Origin of the sequence: Zhenpiania hominis (genome assembly GCF_014333425.1) — a bacterium.
GTDB classification, from domain to species: Bacteria; Bacillota; Clostridia; order Peptostreptococcales; family Anaerovoracaceae; genus Hominibacterium; species Hominibacterium hominis.
The window spans coordinates 218,354-235,551 of record NZ_JACRYT010000002.1; the positions used below are offsets into that span (position 1 = coordinate 218,354).

18 protein-coding genes are annotated in these 17,198 nt (G+C 47.7%); 8 read left to right on the top strand and 10 right to left on the bottom strand.

The window, feature by feature from the left end; translation table 11 throughout:
* Positions 1–4: 4 nt before the first annotated feature.
* On the bottom strand, positions 5–478 hold the full coding sequence (greA, locus tag H9L42_RS03860) for a transcription elongation factor GreA (RefSeq protein ID WP_187302085.1): 474 nt from the start codon (positions 476–478) through the stop codon (positions 5–7).
* 202 nt (positions 479–680) lie between these two features.
* Here greA and H9L42_RS16945 point away from each other — a divergent pair, with 202 nt between their 5' ends.
* The gene (locus H9L42_RS16945; protein ID WP_243235639.1) at positions 681–827 is read left to right on the top strand and encodes a response regulator transcription factor; all 147 of its coding nucleotides are present in this window, start codon (positions 681–683) and stop codon (positions 825–827) included.
* Complete coding sequence (locus tag H9L42_RS03865) at positions 805–1,326, top strand: response regulator transcription factor (RefSeq protein WP_243235640.1); 522 nt, start codon at positions 805–807, stop codon at positions 1,324–1,326. Before H9L42_RS16945 ends, H9L42_RS03865 begins: the two co-directional genes overlap by 23 nt.
* Positions 1,327–1,403: 77 nt before the next feature.
* Here the strand turns inward: H9L42_RS03865 and H9L42_RS03870 are convergent, their stop codons facing one another.
* The 3 genes from H9L42_RS03870 to H9L42_RS03880 all read right to left on the bottom strand — a co-directional run bounded on the left by H9L42_RS03870 (position 1,404) and on the right by H9L42_RS03880 (position 4,888).
* A complete protein-coding gene (locus tag H9L42_RS03870) occupies positions 1,404–2,537 on the bottom strand; it encodes a 2-aminoethylphosphonate aminotransferase (protein WP_187302086.1) in 1,134 nt (377 codons plus the stop codon).
* Between the two features lie 74 nt (positions 2,538–2,611).
* Complete coding sequence (locus tag H9L42_RS03875) at positions 2,612–3,943, bottom strand: MFS transporter (protein WP_187302087.1); 1,332 nt, start codon at positions 3,941–3,943, stop codon at positions 2,612–2,614.
* Positions 3,944–4,051: 108 nt separating this feature from the next.
* Entirely contained in the window at positions 4,052–4,888 is an 837-nt protein-coding gene (locus H9L42_RS03880) for an HAD hydrolase-like protein (protein WP_187302088.1), read from the bottom strand.
* A 278-nt stretch (positions 4,889–5,166) separates the two neighbouring features.
* Between H9L42_RS03880 and H9L42_RS03885 the strand changes: the two genes are divergently transcribed.
* Positions 5,167–5,838: an HAD family hydrolase gene (locus H9L42_RS03885; RefSeq protein ID WP_187302089.1), complete on the top strand. Its 672-nt coding sequence runs from the start codon at positions 5,167–5,169 to the stop codon at positions 5,836–5,838.
* A 14-nt stretch (positions 5,839–5,852) separates the two neighbouring features.
* Here the strand turns inward: H9L42_RS03885 and H9L42_RS03890 are convergent, their stop codons facing one another.
* Together H9L42_RS03890 and H9L42_RS03895 are read right to left on the bottom strand one after the other, a co-directional pair.
* Positions 5,853–7,529: a hydantoinase/oxoprolinase family protein gene (locus H9L42_RS03890; protein ID WP_187302090.1), complete on the bottom strand. Its 1,677-nt coding sequence runs from the start codon at positions 7,527–7,529 to the stop codon at positions 5,853–5,855.
* Positions 7,530–7,634: 105 nt separating this feature from the next.
* Entirely contained in the window at positions 7,635–7,973 is a 339-nt protein-coding gene (locus H9L42_RS03895) for an MFS transporter (RefSeq protein ID WP_187302091.1), read from the bottom strand.
* A 137-nt stretch (positions 7,974–8,110) separates the two neighbouring features.
* Here H9L42_RS03895 and H9L42_RS03900 point away from each other — a divergent pair, with 137 nt between their 5' ends.
* Both H9L42_RS03900 and H9L42_RS03905 read left to right on the top strand, forming a co-directional pair.
* Positions 8,111–8,974 carry a PAS domain-containing protein gene (locus H9L42_RS03900; protein ID WP_187302092.1) on the top strand — a complete coding sequence of 288 codons (864 nt, stop codon included), beginning with the start codon at positions 8,111–8,113 and terminating at the stop codon, positions 8,972–8,974.
* Positions 8,971–9,327: a sensor histidine kinase family protein gene (locus H9L42_RS03905; RefSeq protein ID WP_187302093.1), complete on the top strand. Its 357-nt coding sequence runs from the start codon at positions 8,971–8,973 to the stop codon at positions 9,325–9,327. The genes H9L42_RS03900 and H9L42_RS03905 overlap by 4 nt, the downstream gene beginning before the upstream one ends.
* 87 nt (positions 9,328–9,414) lie before the next feature.
* On the opposite strand, the gene H9L42_RS03910 is transcribed toward H9L42_RS03905, so the two are convergent.
* Positions 9,415–10,581, bottom strand: coding sequence for a saccharopine dehydrogenase family protein (locus H9L42_RS03910; RefSeq protein ID WP_187302094.1), 1,167 nt, complete (start codon positions 10,579–10,581; stop codon positions 9,415–9,417).
* Between the two features lie 186 nt (positions 10,582–10,767).
* Between H9L42_RS03910 and H9L42_RS03915 the strand changes: the two genes are divergently transcribed.
* Together H9L42_RS03915 and H9L42_RS03920 are read left to right on the top strand one after the other, a co-directional pair.
* On the top strand, positions 10,768–11,526 hold the full coding sequence (locus tag H9L42_RS03915) for a DeoR/GlpR family DNA-binding transcription regulator (protein ID WP_187302095.1): 759 nt from the start codon (positions 10,768–10,770) through the stop codon (positions 11,524–11,526).
* Positions 11,527–11,650: 124 nt separating this feature from the next.
* Entirely contained in the window at positions 11,651–11,974 is a 324-nt protein-coding gene (locus H9L42_RS03920) for an ArsR/SmtB family transcription factor (RefSeq protein WP_187302096.1), read from the top strand.
* Here the strand turns inward: H9L42_RS03920 and H9L42_RS03925 are convergent.
* The 3 genes from H9L42_RS03925 to H9L42_RS03935 form a co-directional block, all read right to left on the bottom strand.
* Entirely contained in the window at positions 11,971–13,296 is a 1,326-nt protein-coding gene (locus tag H9L42_RS03925; protein ID WP_187302097.1) for a purple acid phosphatase family protein, read from the bottom strand. The two genes, H9L42_RS03920 and H9L42_RS03925, sit on opposite strands and share 4 nt — an antisense overlap.
* A 213-nt stretch (positions 13,297–13,509) precedes the next feature.
* Positions 13,510–14,172: a Crp/Fnr family transcriptional regulator gene (locus tag H9L42_RS03930; protein WP_187302098.1), complete on the bottom strand. Its 663-nt coding sequence runs from the start codon at positions 14,170–14,172 to the stop codon at positions 13,510–13,512.
* A gap of 13 nt (positions 14,173–14,185) precedes the next feature.
* A complete protein-coding gene (locus tag H9L42_RS03935) occupies positions 14,186–14,656 on the bottom strand; it encodes an HD domain-containing protein (protein ID WP_187302099.1) in 471 nt (156 codons plus the stop codon).
* 495 nt (positions 14,657–15,151) lie between these two features.
* On the opposite strand from H9L42_RS03935, the gene H9L42_RS03940 reads away from it, so the two are divergent.
* Positions 15,152–16,939, top strand: a complete 1,788-nt coding sequence (locus H9L42_RS03940) for a GLUG motif-containing protein (RefSeq protein WP_187302100.1) — start codon at positions 15,152–15,154, stop codon at positions 16,937–16,939.
* Positions 16,940–17,198: the final 259 nt, after the last annotated feature.

Genomic DNA, 17,198 nt, shown 5'->3' on the forward strand with positions numbered 1-17,198 from the left:
TTTCTTACTTGCTGATTTCGATTATTTTATAGTTGATAATTCCGTCCGGAACTTCTACCGCAACTTCTTCCCCTGCCTTTTTTCCCAGCAGCGCCTGACCTACCAGCGATTCATTGGAGATTCTTCCTTCAAACGGGTCCGCCTCTGTAGAGCCTACAATGGTAAATTCCTCTTCTTCCTTTGTGTCCATATCCTGAACTTTTACAGTCAGTCCTACCGTTACCTGATCCCCTGCCAGCTCGCTTTCATCAATAATCTTGGCTTTACGAATCATGTTCTCCAGCTTTTGAATACGCTCTTCCAGCTCCGCCTGCTCGTTTTTAGCGGCGTCATAGTCGGCATTCTCCGATATATCGCCCTGCGCGATCGCTTCTTTTAATTTTTCCGCTACCTCTGCCCTTCTGACGGCAACAAGCTCCTCGTGCTCCTCTACAATTTTATCGTAGCCTTCTTTGGTTAACAGTATTTCTTCTGTCATTTGGTTAATCTCCTTTCGACCCATGTCATATCGTACTATTATAAGCCGCGGATGCCGAATTGTCAATGTTTTGAGCGGATTTTGGACAGGTCCTCACATGACGGAAAAAACATGTATTTTAAAAGCGACATATTTCAAATTCACAAGTCTTGCAATGGAATAATTTTGAAGGTAAAATAGTAGGATAACAGGAAGGTGCATCATGGCACAAGACAAGATCATGGTAGTCGACAATGAAATGGAAATTATTCAGCTTATGAAGCTCTACTTATCCAGAGAAGGCTATGAAGTCGTCTGGACGACCGACAGCACAAAGGCCGTCGCCCTTGCTCAGGACGAAAAGCCGTGAGCAGAGCGATGTCCCCATTCTTTTCGTCAGCTGCAAGAATCAGGAGATGGATAAGGTACTGGGTCTTTCCATCGGCGGAGATGATTATATCTCCAAACCCTTCAGCCCGGCCGAACTGGTTGCCCGGGTAAAGGCACACCTCCGCCGACAGAATATGAGCCACTCCGGTGCTCCCGACGCCCCGGCGCCGCAGAACATTCTGACGGCCGGCGATCTGGAAATCGATCTTTCCGCTCATACCGTCACAGTCGGAGGAAAACCTGTACACCTTACAGCAAAAGAATTTGAACTTCTGGTTCTTCTCTCCCGATATCCGAACCGGGTGTTTACAAGCCGCCAGATCTTCGATAATCTTTGGGACTCCTACGGGATTGACGAGGATGTGCGCACCGTCATGGTTCATATCAGCAATCTCAGAAAAAAAATCGAGCCAAATCCGGAAAAGCCCCGATACATCCATACAGTAAGGGGCGTCGGATATAAACTGGTATCCGGCTGAAAGGAAAAGGAGCTTGCTCCGGCAGATGTCAGCAGTCTGCCGGGCAAGCTCCTTTTCTTTGAGTGTTTAAAATGTCACTAATACTTGACAGGGATCTGTACTCCCATGGACTTCAGGCCTTCTTCAAAACATTCGAAGAAGTCTTCAATATCCTTAGGTACAATGGTCCCCAGCGAACACAGCCGGAAGGTCGGAAGGTCAGAAACCTTTCCCGGATAAATGGTAAATCCTCTTTCATAGACATAGTCGTGAATCTTTGTAAAATCGAAATTCGGATCCTTCGGATACAGAACGGAAATTACCAGTCTGGACTGCAGCTCTCTTGGAATAATCGTCTGGAATCCCAGTCTGTCAAGCCCTTCATACAGCGCTTTCCACACGGTCTGATGCCGTTCCCATTTGGCCTGCTCGCCGACTTCCCAATACTCTTTGATTGCCTGGCGGGTAGCGTAGATGGTCTGTACCGGAGGCGTAAAGTGCATTTCGCCTTTATTCTTAATAAAGTCATACTGCATGAACAGGTTCGTATAATAGGATCTGGTCGGGTAGTCTTTAGAAGCTTCGATCATCTCCGTATTTCCGATTACATAGGAAAGTCCTGTCATGGACATCAGCCCCTTCTGCGCGGAAGCCATAATAAAGTCCAGATTATCCTTATCCATATCGATGGGAATCATGGCGTATGTCGAAGTCGTATCGACAACCATGGTTTTTCCATATTTGTGGGCGACCGCTCCAATCTCCCGAATCGGATTCAGCACGCCGGTGCCGGTTTCATGGTGGCAGCAGTATACAACCGCGATATCCGGATCGGATTTGATGGCTTCTTCCGCCTTTGCCACATCAATGGGTTCTGTAATCGGCAGTTCCAGATTGATGTGATCCATGTGATAATAGCGGGCGACTTCCGCCGCTCTTCCCGAATAAGCGCCATTATTCAAAACCAGAATTTTCTTCCCCTCCGGAACCAGGGAGTTGACACAAGCGTCAATATTAATGGTACCGGAGCCGGTAAACAGCACCGCTGTGTATTTATCCAGATCGCCGTGGACGATCTTTACCAGATCTTCTCCCATCTGTTTCATAATCGCGCCGAATTCCTTTTCTCTCGGGCAGATATCCGGAACCACCTGCGCATATTTTACCGTATCCGTGGTCGTAGCCGGACCGGGATTGAGCAATACATTTCTTTTTACTTTCGGATATTCCATTTTTCTCCTCCTTTTCGAGCAATTCTTTTTTGTAATTTTATCATTATAGGACATCTATGTTAGATCCATGTTAACTAAGCGGCTTTTTCTTCTTTTTTCTCCTGATTCAGTCCCCATCCCGCGATAATGGCAATTATGATAATGGCGACGCACACTCCCGCGATGGCTGTAAATACTAACGTCCAGTTGCTGCTGTTGGTAAGTACGCTTCCGAAGAAAATCGCTTGTACGGAAGCTCCCAGGTAAGCGAAGCAGTCTAAAATACCGGCCGCGGTTCCCGCGAAGGCTCTTCCGCCTACATCCGTCGCATAGGCCCATACCAGACCGTTAATAGCATAGATGAAAAATCCAGCAACAAACAAAAGCGCTCCCGCCAATGCTCCCGGTTCCACTTTCATAAAGAAGAATACCGTCGCGCCGGAGACCACCGCGCAGATAATCACCATCGGCAGCCGGTTGGTTGAGAAAAACTTGTCGGAAATCCACGGAATAATCAGCGTCCCGAAGGCCATTCCCAGAGGCAGCAGTACCGTGCCCAACGCGCCTTTTTCAATATCGTAGTTAAATTCCTGCACATAATAGGTCGGAATCCAGGTCAGAAGTCCGTATCTCGCGATACTGGAGCCGGCGATAATCAGCAGCCACAGATCAAATCTCCATTTTTTAAACAGATAGATATACGGGAACAGCTTTCCCCTCTCCGCGATCAACTTCTGCAGTTCGAGATCCTGCTCATGGCGTTTCGCGTCCGGATCCACGTATTCTTTCAGACCAATCTTTTTCGGGCTGTCTTTTGCCAGGAAAATATAGATAATGGCGAAAATAACCATAATGACAACCGGTACGATAAATCCCGCTTTCCAGCCGCTGTTTGGCATAATGATAAACGCCAGCGATACGGTCAGCGCCGCGAATACCTGACCGAAACCGGAAAAGGCATTGGCGAATCCTGTGGCAAATCCGCGCTTTTCTCCCGGCCACCATCTGGAAAGCAGCGCGATTCCCGGCGACCACAGCATGGACTGAAAATATCCGTTAAATCCCCATAAAACCGCGATTACAACCAGACTGGACTGGAATCCGATCAGCAGATTCGCCGCCGCGGACAAAAACATCCCCGCGACAATAAACCGGTTTACACCGAAAATTTCACCCAGCCTTCCGTTAAACAGATGGCCGATTCCATAGGTCCAGAACAGTACCGATGAAAGGATTCCCAGATCCAGTTCTGTCCACCCTTCCTCTTCCATCATGGCGGGCATTGTATACTGCAGATTCAGTCTGCCGCAGTACAGAAAACAGTACAGAACGGAGAAAGCCAGCAGTACGATCCAGGCGTTCTTTGAAAACTTCTTATACTCTTCTTGTGTATAGCCGAGCATTCCATTGTTTGGTTTCTCACTCATAACGCCCCTCCTTTTTACTTGTTGACACGTATTTTCTGTCTCATAAAATCAGGGCACTCCCTGAGTGAAGTGCGGGAGTGCCCTTTTGCCAGCCGGACTTAAATTGTCTCAATGATGCCCTGTCCCGGTCTTTCCCCTCTTCTGAGTCTTGGCTCGATCTGTCCGAAGATAATTTCCGGAACATAAAGATACGTCTGGTACTAAGAAATCAGGTTTTGCGGCTGCCAGCTGGTCATAATTATTGGAACCGGAAGCATAAAGTCCGATGGTCCATACACCCGCGTTGTTTCCGCATTTCATTCCCGGCGCGGTATCGTCAATTTTTACAACGGCTTCTACCGGAATTTCCTTCTTAGTGATTTCATATGCCTGCAGCATACAGTCGAATACCATGAACGGAGCCGGTCTTCCCGGAACTTTTTCCGCGTTGGTTACTACGTCAAACTTCATGCCGAATTTCTCTTCCAGCAGTTTGTTCAGCGCCGCCGAGTCTTCCGCGTAGTATCCGGTATCGCATCCTACCAGGATTCCTGCCGCTCTCAGCTTGTCAATACATTCTACCGCCCCCGGAATCGGTTTTGCCAGGTCCTCGTCCACTATGTATTTACTCATTAAAGGACGGAATGCTGCCAGAACTGCGTCGAAATCATCTTCATTCCACGGACGTCCGTATTTTTCTTCCCACTGGGCGGAGATTTCCGGCAGATTTAAAAGCATTCTCAGATGAGTCGGCTTGAACGCTCCCATCGGCTTTCTGATTTCTGCCCAGTCACATTCGATTCCGAACTGCTGCAGAGCTTCATAAAACGGTACAACCGAAGCCTTACATCCTCTCAGGTCATCTTTCGGCCATCTGTGTCTCAGATCCCTAGGACCGTCGCAGAATGTACCCGCAGTGTCCAGTACCGCTAACTCGATTTTTCCTGTGTAAGTTCTGTTATACATAATTCTTCCTCCTTTAAATGGTATTTCCATCTTTCATTGACTTTGTTTATGCTTTTACTATAAAGCATGGGATTAAAGGCTGCCTCAAGATAACCTATAGCTTTGTATAAGGAATGTTAAAGATAAGTTAAAGAAATATTCTGATTTTTCAGAAGTAAGATTTTATTTTCTTCCCCGCCTGACACAAGACCGGTTTCGGGGTATAATAAGGCGTATCAGACATGACCGCCGACAGTCCATGTCCAAATCCAGAAAAAAGAAGAAACAGGAGAAATACCTTGCGAAAAGAAATTCATGAAGTAAAAGCCGCCATCTTTGATATGGACGGCACCCTGACCGATTCCATGTACATCTGGGATATCGCGGGAGAAACCTATCTCAAAAGCTGCGGAAAAATGCCCGCTCCCAATCTGCGGGAACAGCTGCGACCTTTAAGTCTTGAGCAGGCCGCTCAGCTGTTCCGGGAAGAATATGGGCTGCAGCAGTCCACCAAAGAAATTCTCCAGGGATTTAACCGTGTTGTAAAGCACGAATATCGTACCAATGTCAGGCTGAAGCCTGGAGTTTTGCCCCTTTTAAATCTGTTGAAAGAAAAAGGGGTCGAAATGGCAGTCGCCACTTCTTCCCCGAGAGAAATTGTAATTATGGTGCTGGATCGCCTGCAGATCCTCCCTTACTTTTCCCACATTGTCACCTGCGGCGATGTAGGCGCCGGAAAGGATCATCCGGACGTTTATGACCGCGCAGCGGATCAGATGGAGAGCACCAAAGAAAGCACTATCGTTTTTGAAGACGCGCTCCACGCGATTACCACAGCCAGTTCTGCCGGCTACTATGTCATCGGCGTCTATGATACCAGTGAGGGAATTAATGAGGAAAAAATTATTCCCCTGTGCAGTCAATATCTGAAATCGCTGGAAGACTTTGATCCGCGGACGCTGCCCCTGTAACCGGTATTGCCTCGCTACAGAGGGGAGCCGGTTCCGCTTATGACAAGCTTTGTGCCCATACAGGCTGTTTGCGCGGTTCCGTCCTCAGCCGCCACATCCGCCAGAATGTCCGAAGAGGTTTCACGAATCGTCCAGGTGCGGCATCCGGCATCCCGAAGAAGGTGCTCAATATGCTTCCTGCCTTCATGAATCGCGTAAAACACGGCTTCCTCCCGGCTCTCACAGACCATCCGCTGCCAGGGCGCGCTCAGAATATACTGACCGCCGTCTTCGCTGATAAGGAGCTCGACGGTTTCGGTAATCCGCCCTGCCGCCGCGGATAAAAATTTCGATATCGGCATTTCCTTTCTCTTTGCCAAAATTCGGATCCCTGCCAGGGCCGCGTCCCGGTTCCACCTGGTATAGGTCCCCTGCGCGTGAAGCAGATCCGTAGGAGTCACTGAGATACGGGACAGTACGCCGGATTCCACCAGCGGCGTCAGTTCCAGCGTTTCCGCGTCCACTCCCAACTGCCTTGCCAGATAGGTCAGACTATGGGGCCCTTCCCGCAGCATATCCGCAATCCTCTGCTCCCATTCGGATGCTCCCGCGGGAAGCGGGTTACTTCCCGGCAGAAAACAGTCCGCTTCCTGCGCAAAATATCGCTTGTACTCTCCGACTCTGGTAAAGCTTTTCAACTCCCGTACAAGATGCGGATATTCCGCTCCAATCAGGCACAGAGGCCAGACTTTCTGCGGACCGATCTGAAGGCGTCCCTTCTCATCCAGGTAAATACGGCTATCGCCTCCCAGACCAAAGGTACACATTTCTGCCGCCTGTACCCTTGTAAACCAGCCTCCTACCTTCGCCCCTTCCTTTTTAATCTTTACCGTACCGTCCGAGACATGGGCAATATCGGTTGTCGTCCCACCCATATCCAAAACGATGCCTTCCTTTCTTCCGGTCAGGGCAAGGCTCCCAATCACGCTGGCCGCGGGTCCCGATAAAATGGTTTCAATGGGACGCTCTTTTGCCACGGCTTCTGTCATCAGCGTGCCGTCTCCTTTTACCACCAGCAGCTGGGCGTGGATATTCTTTTCCCGCAGAACTTCTTTTGTGGATCGCAGCAGTTGACGGATAATCGGAATCAGCCTTCCGTTCAGCACCGCGGTAACCGTCCTGTGGTGAAATCCCAGAGCCGAAGTCAGCTGATGGGCGCAGACAACCGGTACGTCCAAAAGTTCCTGCGCCATGCGCCCGACTTCCTTTTCATGTTTGGGGTTTCGCACACTGGCATAGCCGGAAACAGCTATGGCTTCCACACGGCCCTTCATCTGCAGCAGAGCGTTTCGAATTTCATCCTGATCCAGATCCTCCTGCAGCCTTCCCATAATATCGAAACGCCCCTTTACCTTCACTTCCAGCTCCGCCGGAACTTTATCTTCCAGTTCCGCTCCCATGTAAATAAGCCCCACACGGGCGCCGCGGCCTTCCACAATGGCGTTTGTCGCCAGGGTTGTGGATAGGGAGACCTGCGAAATTTCCTCCATCCTGTCAAAGTCCAGATGTTCCATACAGGTTTTCATCCCCCGCGTCAGATCCTCCCGCGTCGTCAGTGCTTTTGCCTTGCATATAATGTTCCGTCTGGCAGAATCGATTACGACGCCGTCGGTATACGTTCCGCCGGTATCCATTCCGAGAATAAAAGCCATAAAGCATCCCTCCTGTTTCTGATGCCTTTATGTTAATTCGCCTCTTTTAGATTTTCAATATTCTGACTAAATTCTTTAAGGAAACTTATACTTCTGTTCGCGCGCTTATTCCCGAACTTCCGGAATGACCACCGTATTCTTTTTGCAGACCACCATTCCGCAGATCACCATACAGATGCAAAAGACTTCCATGACGAAGAATACCGCCATGGTTCCTGAAAAAATGTTCATAACCGTGTGGAAGAGAAGATTCTCCAGAAAGGCCCCCAGATACGCGAATCCGTTAAGGATGCCGGCAACACTGCCCGCAAACACCCTTCCCCCCTGATCAAGCGCGTAGAGCCAGAGAATCCCGTTGATTCCATAGAGCGCGAATCCGGTAAAAAAGATTCCGGTAAGAATCGCCGCTTCTTCCTGAACCATGGGAAAAATTACAACCAGCATTCCGCATAACGCCGCCATGGCCGTCACAATAATCCCTTGATTATCAATCAGTCTTCTTTACATTAGGCTTTCTTTAATTTATCATAAAAGCAGAAAACTTTCAAACGCCTCACAAACGTCTCAAAGGAGCGGACCTTATGTATCTTGTTACCAGCTATCCCATGCTGGCATCAACGGTGACAACCTTGATGCTGAGCATCATTTTTCTGATTTTATCGCGCCAGAGCGGAAAAAACTTTATGTGGTTCTGGGGAATTTCCTGGCTGATTTATTCGGGGATGTTTCTCCTGGATTTTGTAAATTTTCAGATCCAGTTCCATAACGGTTATTATATCATGCTCCGGCAGCTGGCGGCGCTTGCCGGCTCCTGCCTCTTTCTGCTGGGAACCTACCATTTTTTTCAGCTCAAACCGCCCCGCTGGCTTTTGCGGGCGACCCTTTTTTCCGCTGTCCTGATTCTCGCCTATCCGCAGTTTCCTTTGATCCGCAGCGTCGCCCTGATTCCCAATGTTATCTACTGCTCCGGAATGCTGATCGGCGCGGGATGCATGTTTATTTCATATTCCTGGACCCAGAATCTGCCGGAAAAGCGGATGGCAAGCTTTTTTATCATTATATGGGGCATTTTCATCAACCACTTCGGATTCACCCTCCAGGATACCGCCCTCGCTGTAGCGACCTATTTTATCGGTCTGTTTACGGTCAACATCCTGATCCTGACCCTCATTATCATTTATTTTAAAAAGCTCCGCTTTATGGATATCCGCCAGTCCACCCGGTTTCGCCTGCTTGTGGAAAATTCCTCGGATTCCATGTTTCTGTACGACTACAAACGTCAGGAGTTTGAATATGTGAGTCCAACCATCGCGAATCTGATCGGCGTTACGGACAAACAGCTGTACAAGATGCCGGAACGCTTTTTTGACTATGTCAATACGGTGGAAAAAAATAAGGAAATCATCGGGATCTTCTCCCGCCCTGTCACAGAGCCAAAGCCATGATGCTTACAACGCTGGTGGATGATCTGGCACAGGCCTCCCGCGTCACTTCCCAGAGCCTGGAATACCGATTTTACGAACATTCCGCCGTGGAAGTATTCACCGATCTCCTGAATCAGGGAGAGTTCCACATCGCCCAGTCCGGGCACCGGGCGGTGGTATCCGCTGAGATTGCGGAAAACGCCATTTTAATTGTAGATCCCTACCGTATACAGCAGGTAGTTTCCAACTTAATTAACAATTCCATCCGCCATACGCCAATGGGGCAGGAAATTTCCATTTCCTGCCGCACTTGTCTGAAAGAAGAACTCCTTCCCCTCATTCCGGACTGGGTCTGTTTATTTCCATGCAGATAATCACCCAGCACTCCGGACGGATGTCCGCCCGCAACAATACGCATGGCGGGGCAGAGATTTCTTTCTCCCTGCCCTTTTATATCTGAATTAGTCGTCCAGTTCGTTGATCTCTTCGTGGATGTAGATTTCTCTCTTAGCCAGTTCGTCAAATACATCCTGCGGGTCAAAGGCATACTCCGGAATCAGAAGTCCGGTGTCTTTCACCTTGCCTTCCGCAATCAGTTTAACCGCGACGGCCATCGGGATTCCCACATTCCTGGTGTAGGCTCTCAGCTTTTCCCAGCCCGGAACGGAGCCGTCAGATTTCGGATGTGTATGAGTCAGGATGTGCTGCATTTTCTTTCCGTTTTTCGTGCCTACCACTTCAATATGAAGGGCGTATCCGTAAAGCTCGGTCTCCGTTCCTTCTTTGCTGTTCAGGAGATATTCGGCAACACAGTCCATAACACCGATTTCTTTTCCGTTAATCATGATCTTGTCATTTCTCAGGATTCCCCAGTCATACAGCGCCCGGACAAGCTGCATGTTCTTCTGCGGCCAGGTTCCTCTTGTCTCGATGAGTCTGACGCCTTTATCTTTCAGAGCTTCCGCCAGAGTCACAGTCTCGGAATGAGGAATGATGTACTGCGGATGCGTTCCGTAAGGTTCCGGAAGCGCGATATCTCTCGGTCTTGCGAACGGCGGAACCTGGATGAACTTTCCGTCTTCAAATACGGTACGAGTCGGCAGATTCGGATCGTATTCATATGTTGTAGTCGCGGTAATCGCCTTTGAAAACGCGAACGGACGATACGCGCCGTGGCTGACTCTTACGATTTCCACGGTATCCAGCTGGTTGGCTCCGTGCATTGCCATCATCTGAGTCGTTCCCGGAGTCATTCCGAATCCCGGCACGCAGGTCTTTCCTTTTTCTTTAAAAATATCCGCGTACTGATTTTCTTCACCAAATCCGTTCAGGTTTACGCCGTGGCATCCTGCCTCAGCGATACAGGCGGTCGTCTTACCGTTTAGCGCGATGGTCGTTCCATCCATTACAATGTCGTAACCTTTCATTTGCTTTACGGTCGCGTCGTGATCGTTGACATCCACTTTTACAAAATCTACTCTCGGGTCATTCAGCCATTCAACAACCTCTCTTCCCGCTTTTTCATCATAGTCCGCAACTGTTATTCTCTCAAAATCCGTATGCTGCACCAGATCTAACGTAGATTCTCTGCAGATTCTTCCCGCGCCACCTAAACAAAATACTTTCATCACATTACCTCCTGAATATTTTATTGACTAATTGTTTACCAACTTACAATGCAATATTACTATATCTTTGCATTTTTGTAAACACTTTTTTGCAACTTTTTTATTTTTTCTTCAAAAGTTAGTAATAATATTGTCATATTTCTTTTTTTCTGTTATACTGTAAGGACGCAAAAGGAGGGGACAGCTATGCTTCCACAAGAACGTTACAATAAACTGATCGAATACCTGCAGGAGCATGAAATTATCAAAATCGACCAGATCGTTTCACTATTTGATATTTCCATCGAAACGGCAAGGCGGGATCTGAATCATCTGGAGAAAGAAGGAATTATAAAGAAAATCTATGGAGGAGCGACCCTTATGGCTCCGGAAGCCAAAGAACCGGCTACATCGGATCGGCTTTCCCGCAATCTCGCGGAAAAAGCGGAAATCGCCAGAAAATGCGCGGACTTTATTAAAGATGGCGATTCGATCCTGCTGGAAGTCGGAACAACCACGCTGCAGGTTGCCAAAGCTCTGAAGGAAAAACGGAATCTTACCGTAATTACCAACTCCATCCATGTTGTTAACGAGCTGATGGACACGGATTTTGATATCTATGTAATCGGTGGAAAGGTACGGCATGGGGAAGGGTCCGTTTCCGGAGCCCTTACGATGTTTGAACTGGAAAATTTTCAGATCAGCAAGGCCATTATCGGCGGAGGCGGTCTGACGCTGGAGAGGGGACTGTCTGATTACAATATTGAAGAGGCTCTGGTTCGCAAAAAAGTGGTGGAAAAGGCAAAGGAAGTCATTCTGGTGGTGGATCACAGCAAGTTCGGGCGGGATGTTCTCGCCCACATATGCCCGATTACCGCCATCGATCTTGTCATCACGGATCGGAATCTTAACGCGGAACTGGCCGCGGAATTTGAATCCGCCAATGTGAATCTGGTTTTAGCGTAGAGTAGAAAAGAAGGGTCCTTGCCTGCAGGGGCCTTTATTTTTCATTTTTTTACCAAATTTCTTGACAAATTCCTACAAAAAAGTGTATTGTAAATGAGCAGTGTATTTTTTGGGAGGAGTTTAGATGAGACTAAGAAAAGAATCTGACAGTATTCAGGATGATGAAGTCCTGCTCATTGCAAAAGTTTCGGATGCGCTAGCGCATCCTGCCCGCATCAATATTTACCGATTTATTATGCAGTGCAACCGGGAACGGACCGATGTGTGCAACAAAGATGTGGTCGCTGCTTTTGATTATTCACAGGCTACCATTTCTCAGCACCTGAAAAAGCTGATCGATTCCAGCCTGATTCAAGTCAAAAAAGTAGATCGTTTTTCTTATTATTACGCAAATATGGGCGCGCTTGCCCGTTATCTGTCCGCAACCAGAAAATTCGGCCAGATTTAAGGCCGTTTTTTCCGGCGTACCGCCGCGGCGATGCCGGCAATCATCACAGGAGCAAAAATAAGCCCGGCAATCGCTCCTTTCAATATTCCTTTTTCGTGTTTCTCTTTTGACCACCGATCGATAATCTGCCCTTTTTCATCATAGGAAAGAAGGGAAAGCCGATCCTTTTCCACCCGAATAATCTGGTAATTGCTGTTTACCGCATCCAGCGCTTTCGTATAGGCCGGAGCGTTTTCGCCGTTATAATAAGTGCTGCGCCGCTTCCCGGAATTGCCGATTACATAAGTAATTCCACCGATCTCTTTCGTTCTCATATAAATGTGCTGGTGACCGCAAAGAGCCAGATCAATCTCTCCTTTTTCCAGAATCGGTTCCCATTCCTGACGGATCCATTCGTAAACCGAGTCTCCGTTTGAGATCCCGTAAGGCGGGTGATGAAGAACGGCAAGCTTCCATTTGGCATTGCTTTTCCTTAAATCCTCTTCCATCCAGATCCGGATCTCATGAAGCTTTTCGTCCCATTCTTCCGCCATGGAAGCTTTTCGATTATCCAGCAAAAAGCAAGTGTTTAATACAATAATATGGCAGTTTCCATAGTCAAAGGAGTAAAATTCTTCTTCCAGATCCTGCGGCCCGTTTTCCGGAAGCGCCAGCATCTGCAGGTATGGATCCGCCTTTACGGAAGTTTCATGATTACCAATAGCCGGCATCATAGGAATATAGGAAAATACTGAGGAAGCATTGTCGAGGAACAAATTCCAGTCCTTCATCTTTCTGCTGGAATTTACCATATCTCCTCCAATCAGAGCGAAAGCGATTCCCGGATTCCTCTCCCGAATATCCTGCAGCAGTTTGCCCCATTCCCCATAGTCCCGGTTCCTGTTCCGGTACTGAACATCTCCTAAATATAGAAAGTCAAAGGAGGTTTCACTCTTTTCCTCCCATGTTTCAGGGTCCGGCGCAGTCGTAAAGGTACGGATCTGACTCCATTCTGCCCCATTTCCAACCCGATAATCGTATGTTGTGTTGTGACTCAATCCCTTTAAAACAGCTTCGTAACGATAATATCCGGTTTCTCCCACATCTGTAATCTCCGCTTTCACCTGATGTTGTCCCGACAATTCATCCCCGCTTTTATTATATTGAACATAGCCTTCCCGGCGAGAAGGGCTGTGCCAGGTGATCGTCTGGCTATGTGAGGGGCTCTCCGACCATGACAGCAAAAATTGGCTGCCATCATAGCTTTCGGCAGAAGACACAGCCGGAACCGCAAGAAAAAGAAGGCAGAGAACGCCCCATACTGCTTTATACGCGCTTCTCATACAACTCCTCCTGGAAGTTCTAGTATATGCAAAGCAGCGCGCTTTTATACGAAATAGAAAACAGCGATGTACGGTTTCATCGCTGTTTTCCGGGCAAATTATTATTATAATGTTTTGAAGAAAAGTCATGGTTGTTTATTACCATGACTAAAGAGTACCATATGTCGCCCCAAAAGTCTGTTGTCAAAACAACTTTTTTAAATTTTTTTAATTTCATAGAATCCGAAAGTGATCCTTTTTAAAATCAATAATTCCTTCCCTTTTCATCTGGTTCAGTTCATATGACAACGCGCTCCGGTTAACACATAAATACTGGGCAAACTGTTCCCGATCCATGTGGATACAAAATTCTGAACCACCAGCTTTGTTGTTGATAATCTTCAAATAGGTCATAATTCTGTCCCGAAGTCCCCGTTTTGAAAGCGCTTCAATTTTATACAGCTTCTTGATATTGTCATCTGCCAGAATTTGCAGAAGTCCCAACGCAATTCCTGACGCGTACTCCGTTTGTATCGCGCTTTGAAAATCAATAAAAATCACTTCCGCCTTTTCATTTGCCATATAGGTTAAAGGAGATGTCTTCATCCGGGATACCGGCGCCTCAGCCCCAAAAATTTCTCCATGCTTGTAAATATACATCAGGTCTACCGCGCCCTCCATATGAAATTTTTCTCCTCGCACGGTTCCGGAGTGAAGAATCGCGATTTCTTTTATTTCTTCTCCTTCCAAAAATATCAGTTCTTCTTCTTTATATTCCCGTATACGAATTTGAAGTCGCCGTACCGCATTCTTCTGTTCTATCTCCGGAATTCCACATAAAAATCCTGACTCTTGGATGGTTTTATAATACTCTTCTTTGATCCGCTGTTCCGCCATTTTGCTCACCTACCTATACGCGCTTTCCAAGCAGCTTCTCCAACCTTACTTTTTGTTCTTCTCTCGCGAAGCCATATCCATATTGATAAAAATCCAGGACATCCGCATCCTTTACGATTTCTTCCAAAGGACTCCCGATTTCCGCTTTTTTACTGTGATTCTTTACAGCAATTCCGATTTGCTGAATTTCCTCCTCTTCAAAAAGACCGGTTCCGCGCAGAAATTCCATAGCCGGCTGGTATCCGGCTTCCGCGTGGTTCTCTTGCTTTCCCGTAATAATTCGCCCATAATCATGAACCGCGCAGGCGCAGGAGGCCAAAATCGGATCTACGCCTCGTTTTTCAGCCATGAGATAACCCAGCTTCGCGCAGCTCACAATATGTACCCGCTCCCAGTCAATAAAGTGGGAACGTTCCGTCACCAGTTTTTCATACTTGTCAATTTCTTTCAAAAGAGCGCTCTGCAGGCGCAGTATTTTTTTCATTTGAGCTTCCTCCTTTCCCCTATTATACCGACTCTCTGTGGTGAATACAATCTTCCGCGCGAAAATACCCTGTTTTTCTTATCTTTTCCAATTTCCTTATGCTCTCTGAAAACAGAACCTATATTCGAATTTCCAGAAAGGCCTTCACTAACCTGGCGGCCTGACTAGTTTACAGATGGTCGAAATGTCCATGCAGTCTCCTTTACTTTTCGTAATAGACTATTTCCTCAAAATACTGCGAAAAGATTGAAAATCAGTCGGGTTTATGCTAAATTCATATATGTATAAATATGTTCAGAAAGGAGCTCGACAAAAATGGCGGCAATCGGCACACTGATAGCAAGCAAGCAAATATAGCATAACTTTGCCCATTGTCCCTGTCAAGCTGAAAGCTGTACAAAACAGAAGGCGTATTCTGCCCGATTTACCGCGGGTGGAATACGCCTTTTCGCGTTCAGGTATAAGCAAAAATATTTAACGAAAGGATTTAAAGACATGAAAACAAAACGTAAATTTTGGGGTGTACTGCTGACAGTCTGCATGGTTTTCTGTATGTCCCCAACTGCTGTTTTTGCGGCGGGCAATGTTCCTGACACCGCATGGACGGACTATGCCGCGGCAGACTTTGCAGGCGGCACAGGAACGGAGGCAGATCCTTATCAGATTGCTACCGCGGAGCAATTAGCCAAGCTGTCAAAGGATGTAAGTGAGGGAAACAACTACCAGGGGACGTTTTTTGAGCTTACCGAAAACATCGATCTGAGCAGTCATCGCTGGATCCCTATAGGCATTAATAAATGGGAATCGAGTGGAGCAACTACCTCCAACTGGTTTGAAGGCTTTATCGATGGGAGCAATAAGACGATCAGTGGGCTTATTGTGGATGAGAGAACGGATAAAAATGCCGCCGGTTTCTTTGGGGACATCCGAAATGTCAGCGGGGGTACCGTAGGCGCGAAAAATCTGATCATTTCAGATGCCAGCATCTATGCCGATGAAGAAGGACTTATGGAATTAAGGGCAGGCATTCTTGCAGGATATGCTTCGTCCAATCCGGGTCAACAGATCGTATTTGAAAACATAACTGTTTCAGGTGATATTGAGATAGAAAGCACCGATGGCTCTAACAACGTCGGCGGAATGATCGGATACGGCGACGGGGTAAAAGCAACCGACTGTAAAGCTGAAAATATTTCTGTCACAGGAGCCAGCAACAGCGGCGGATTCATAGGCAACAGCAGTGACTCTGTCTTTGAAAATTGTGAAGCTTCCGGAACGGTTTCCGGTATGTGGGCGCTGGGAGGCTTTGTCGGATATACCACTGCAGCAGACTTTTCAGATGCTACTCGGTCCGTCTATAAGCATTGTGCCGCCGATGTGGAGATTACAGGCTCTGACTGGAGACTTGGCGGCTTTGCCGGTTATGCGGAGTACGGGAAATTCGATAACTGCGTTGCTTTCGGAGATATTACCAGCACTGTCGATGGCTGGGAGCCGAATGTCGGAGGATTTATCGGGCAAAGCGATAATGCCGAGGTCAGTAGCAGTCATGCGGCGGGAGATGTAGTTTCCGCCTCTTCGGATTATAAAGCCGGAGGCTTTGTCGGCAATTATGTGGGAGGCACATTTGCAGGCTGCTCCTTTGACAGCGAGAAAAACAGCGGTTTGACCGCAGCCGGCACAGGCACCATTTCGTCCGGTGTGGAAGGCGGCAGCACGAATGAGGTATTGGCCAATATCTGTGAGGATTACTACGGCGGTCACAAGTATAGTTCCGATTGGACAATCGATACTGCGGCCACCTGTACAACAGATGGGAGCAAATACCAGCACTGTGAACGCTGCGACGCCAAAGGCAATATCACGGCTGTCCCGGCGACCGGTCATAAGGCAGGGACGGAATGGAAATCGGATGGAACCGGACATTGGAACGAATGCGTATATTGTGGAGATAAAATGAATGAATCCGCCCATACTTACAAATGGGTGACGGACAAAGAAGCCACAGCAGATGAGACAGGCTCAAAGCATGAGGAATGTACCGTCTGCGGTTATGAAAAAGCGGCGGTAGAAATTCCTGCAGCGGGAACACCATCAGATACCGATACCCCAACCGACAGCGACCAGACCGGCGATAAAAACAATCCGAACACTGGGACAACAGACAGCCCTCGGACCGGCGATGACAGTAATATCGCCCTTTGGATCGCGATTATGCTGGCAGCCGGTATAGCCCTGACCGGCACGGTCCTTTACAGAAGAAAGCAAACCAATCACCGTTAAATCGAGTAGGGGCTAACCTGTAGCCCCTACTCGATCTTCAAAAATAAAGGTGATATAATCGTTCGCAGCGCCGAACAAAAAAAGAATTAGCGCGAACAGGACGCCCATGCGGGAATTTACCCGATTCGGGCGTTTTTTGATGGAAAAATGAAGGAGGCTACTAACCCATTTCACCCTTTGCAACGGGTGATGCCAGCCAAACCTGTTTTTGATAAAATAAAACTGAAACAATGTTTGAAATTACAGCTCTTTTGGAGGG

What these genes read in the sequence shown, in the direction of transcription:
- greA (WP_187302085.1), bottom strand. Translation starts at nt 478, where the DNA reads ATGACAGAAGAAATACTGTTAACCAAAGAAGGCTACGATAAAATTGTA.
- H9L42_RS16945 (WP_243235639.1), top strand. Translation starts at nt 681, where the DNA reads ATGGCACAAGACAAGATCATGGTAGTCGACAATGAAATGGAAATTATT.
- H9L42_RS03870 (WP_187302086.1), bottom strand. Translation starts at nt 2,537, where the DNA reads ATGGAATATCCGAAAGTAAAAAGAAATGTATTGCTCAATCCCGGTCCG.
- H9L42_RS03875 (WP_187302087.1), bottom strand. Translation starts at nt 3,943, where the DNA reads ATGAGTGAGAAACCAAACAATGGAATGCTCGGCTATACACAAGAAGAG.
- H9L42_RS03880 (WP_187302088.1), bottom strand. Translation starts at nt 4,888, where the DNA reads ATGTATAACAGAACTTACACAGGAAAAATCGAGTTAGCGGTACTGGAC.
- H9L42_RS03890 (WP_187302090.1), bottom strand. Translation starts at nt 7,529, where the DNA reads ATGGCTTTTATTCTCGGAATGGATACCGGCGGAACGTATACCGACGGC.
- H9L42_RS03895 (WP_187302091.1), bottom strand. Translation starts at nt 7,973, where the DNA reads ATGCTGGTTGTAATTTTTCCCATGGTTCAGGAAGAAGCGGCGATTCTT.
- H9L42_RS03900 (WP_187302092.1), top strand. Translation starts at nt 8,111, where the DNA reads ATGTATCTTGTTACCAGCTATCCCATGCTGGCATCAACGGTGACAACC.
- H9L42_RS03905 (WP_187302093.1), top strand. Translation starts at nt 8,971, where the DNA reads ATGATGCTTACAACGCTGGTGGATGATCTGGCACAGGCCTCCCGCGTC.
- H9L42_RS03910 (WP_187302094.1), bottom strand. Translation starts at nt 10,581, where the DNA reads ATGAAAGTATTTTGTTTAGGTGGCGCGGGAAGAATCTGCAGAGAATCT.
- H9L42_RS03915 (WP_187302095.1), top strand. Translation starts at nt 10,768, where the DNA reads ATGCTTCCACAAGAACGTTACAATAAACTGATCGAATACCTGCAGGAG.
- H9L42_RS03920 (WP_187302096.1), top strand. Translation starts at nt 11,651, where the DNA reads ATGAGACTAAGAAAAGAATCTGACAGTATTCAGGATGATGAAGTCCTG.
- H9L42_RS03925 (WP_187302097.1), bottom strand. Translation starts at nt 13,296, where the DNA reads ATGAGAAGCGCGTATAAAGCAGTATGGGGCGTTCTCTGCCTTCTTTTT.
- H9L42_RS03930 (WP_187302098.1), bottom strand. Translation starts at nt 14,172, where the DNA reads ATGGCGGAACAGCGGATCAAAGAAGAGTATTATAAAACCATCCAAGAG.
- H9L42_RS03935 (WP_187302099.1), bottom strand. Translation starts at nt 14,656, where the DNA reads ATGAAAAAAATACTGCGCCTGCAGAGCGCTCTTTTGAAAGAAATTGAC.
- H9L42_RS03940 (WP_187302100.1), top strand. Translation starts at nt 15,152, where the DNA reads ATGAAAACAAAACGTAAATTTTGGGGTGTACTGCTGACAGTCTGCATG.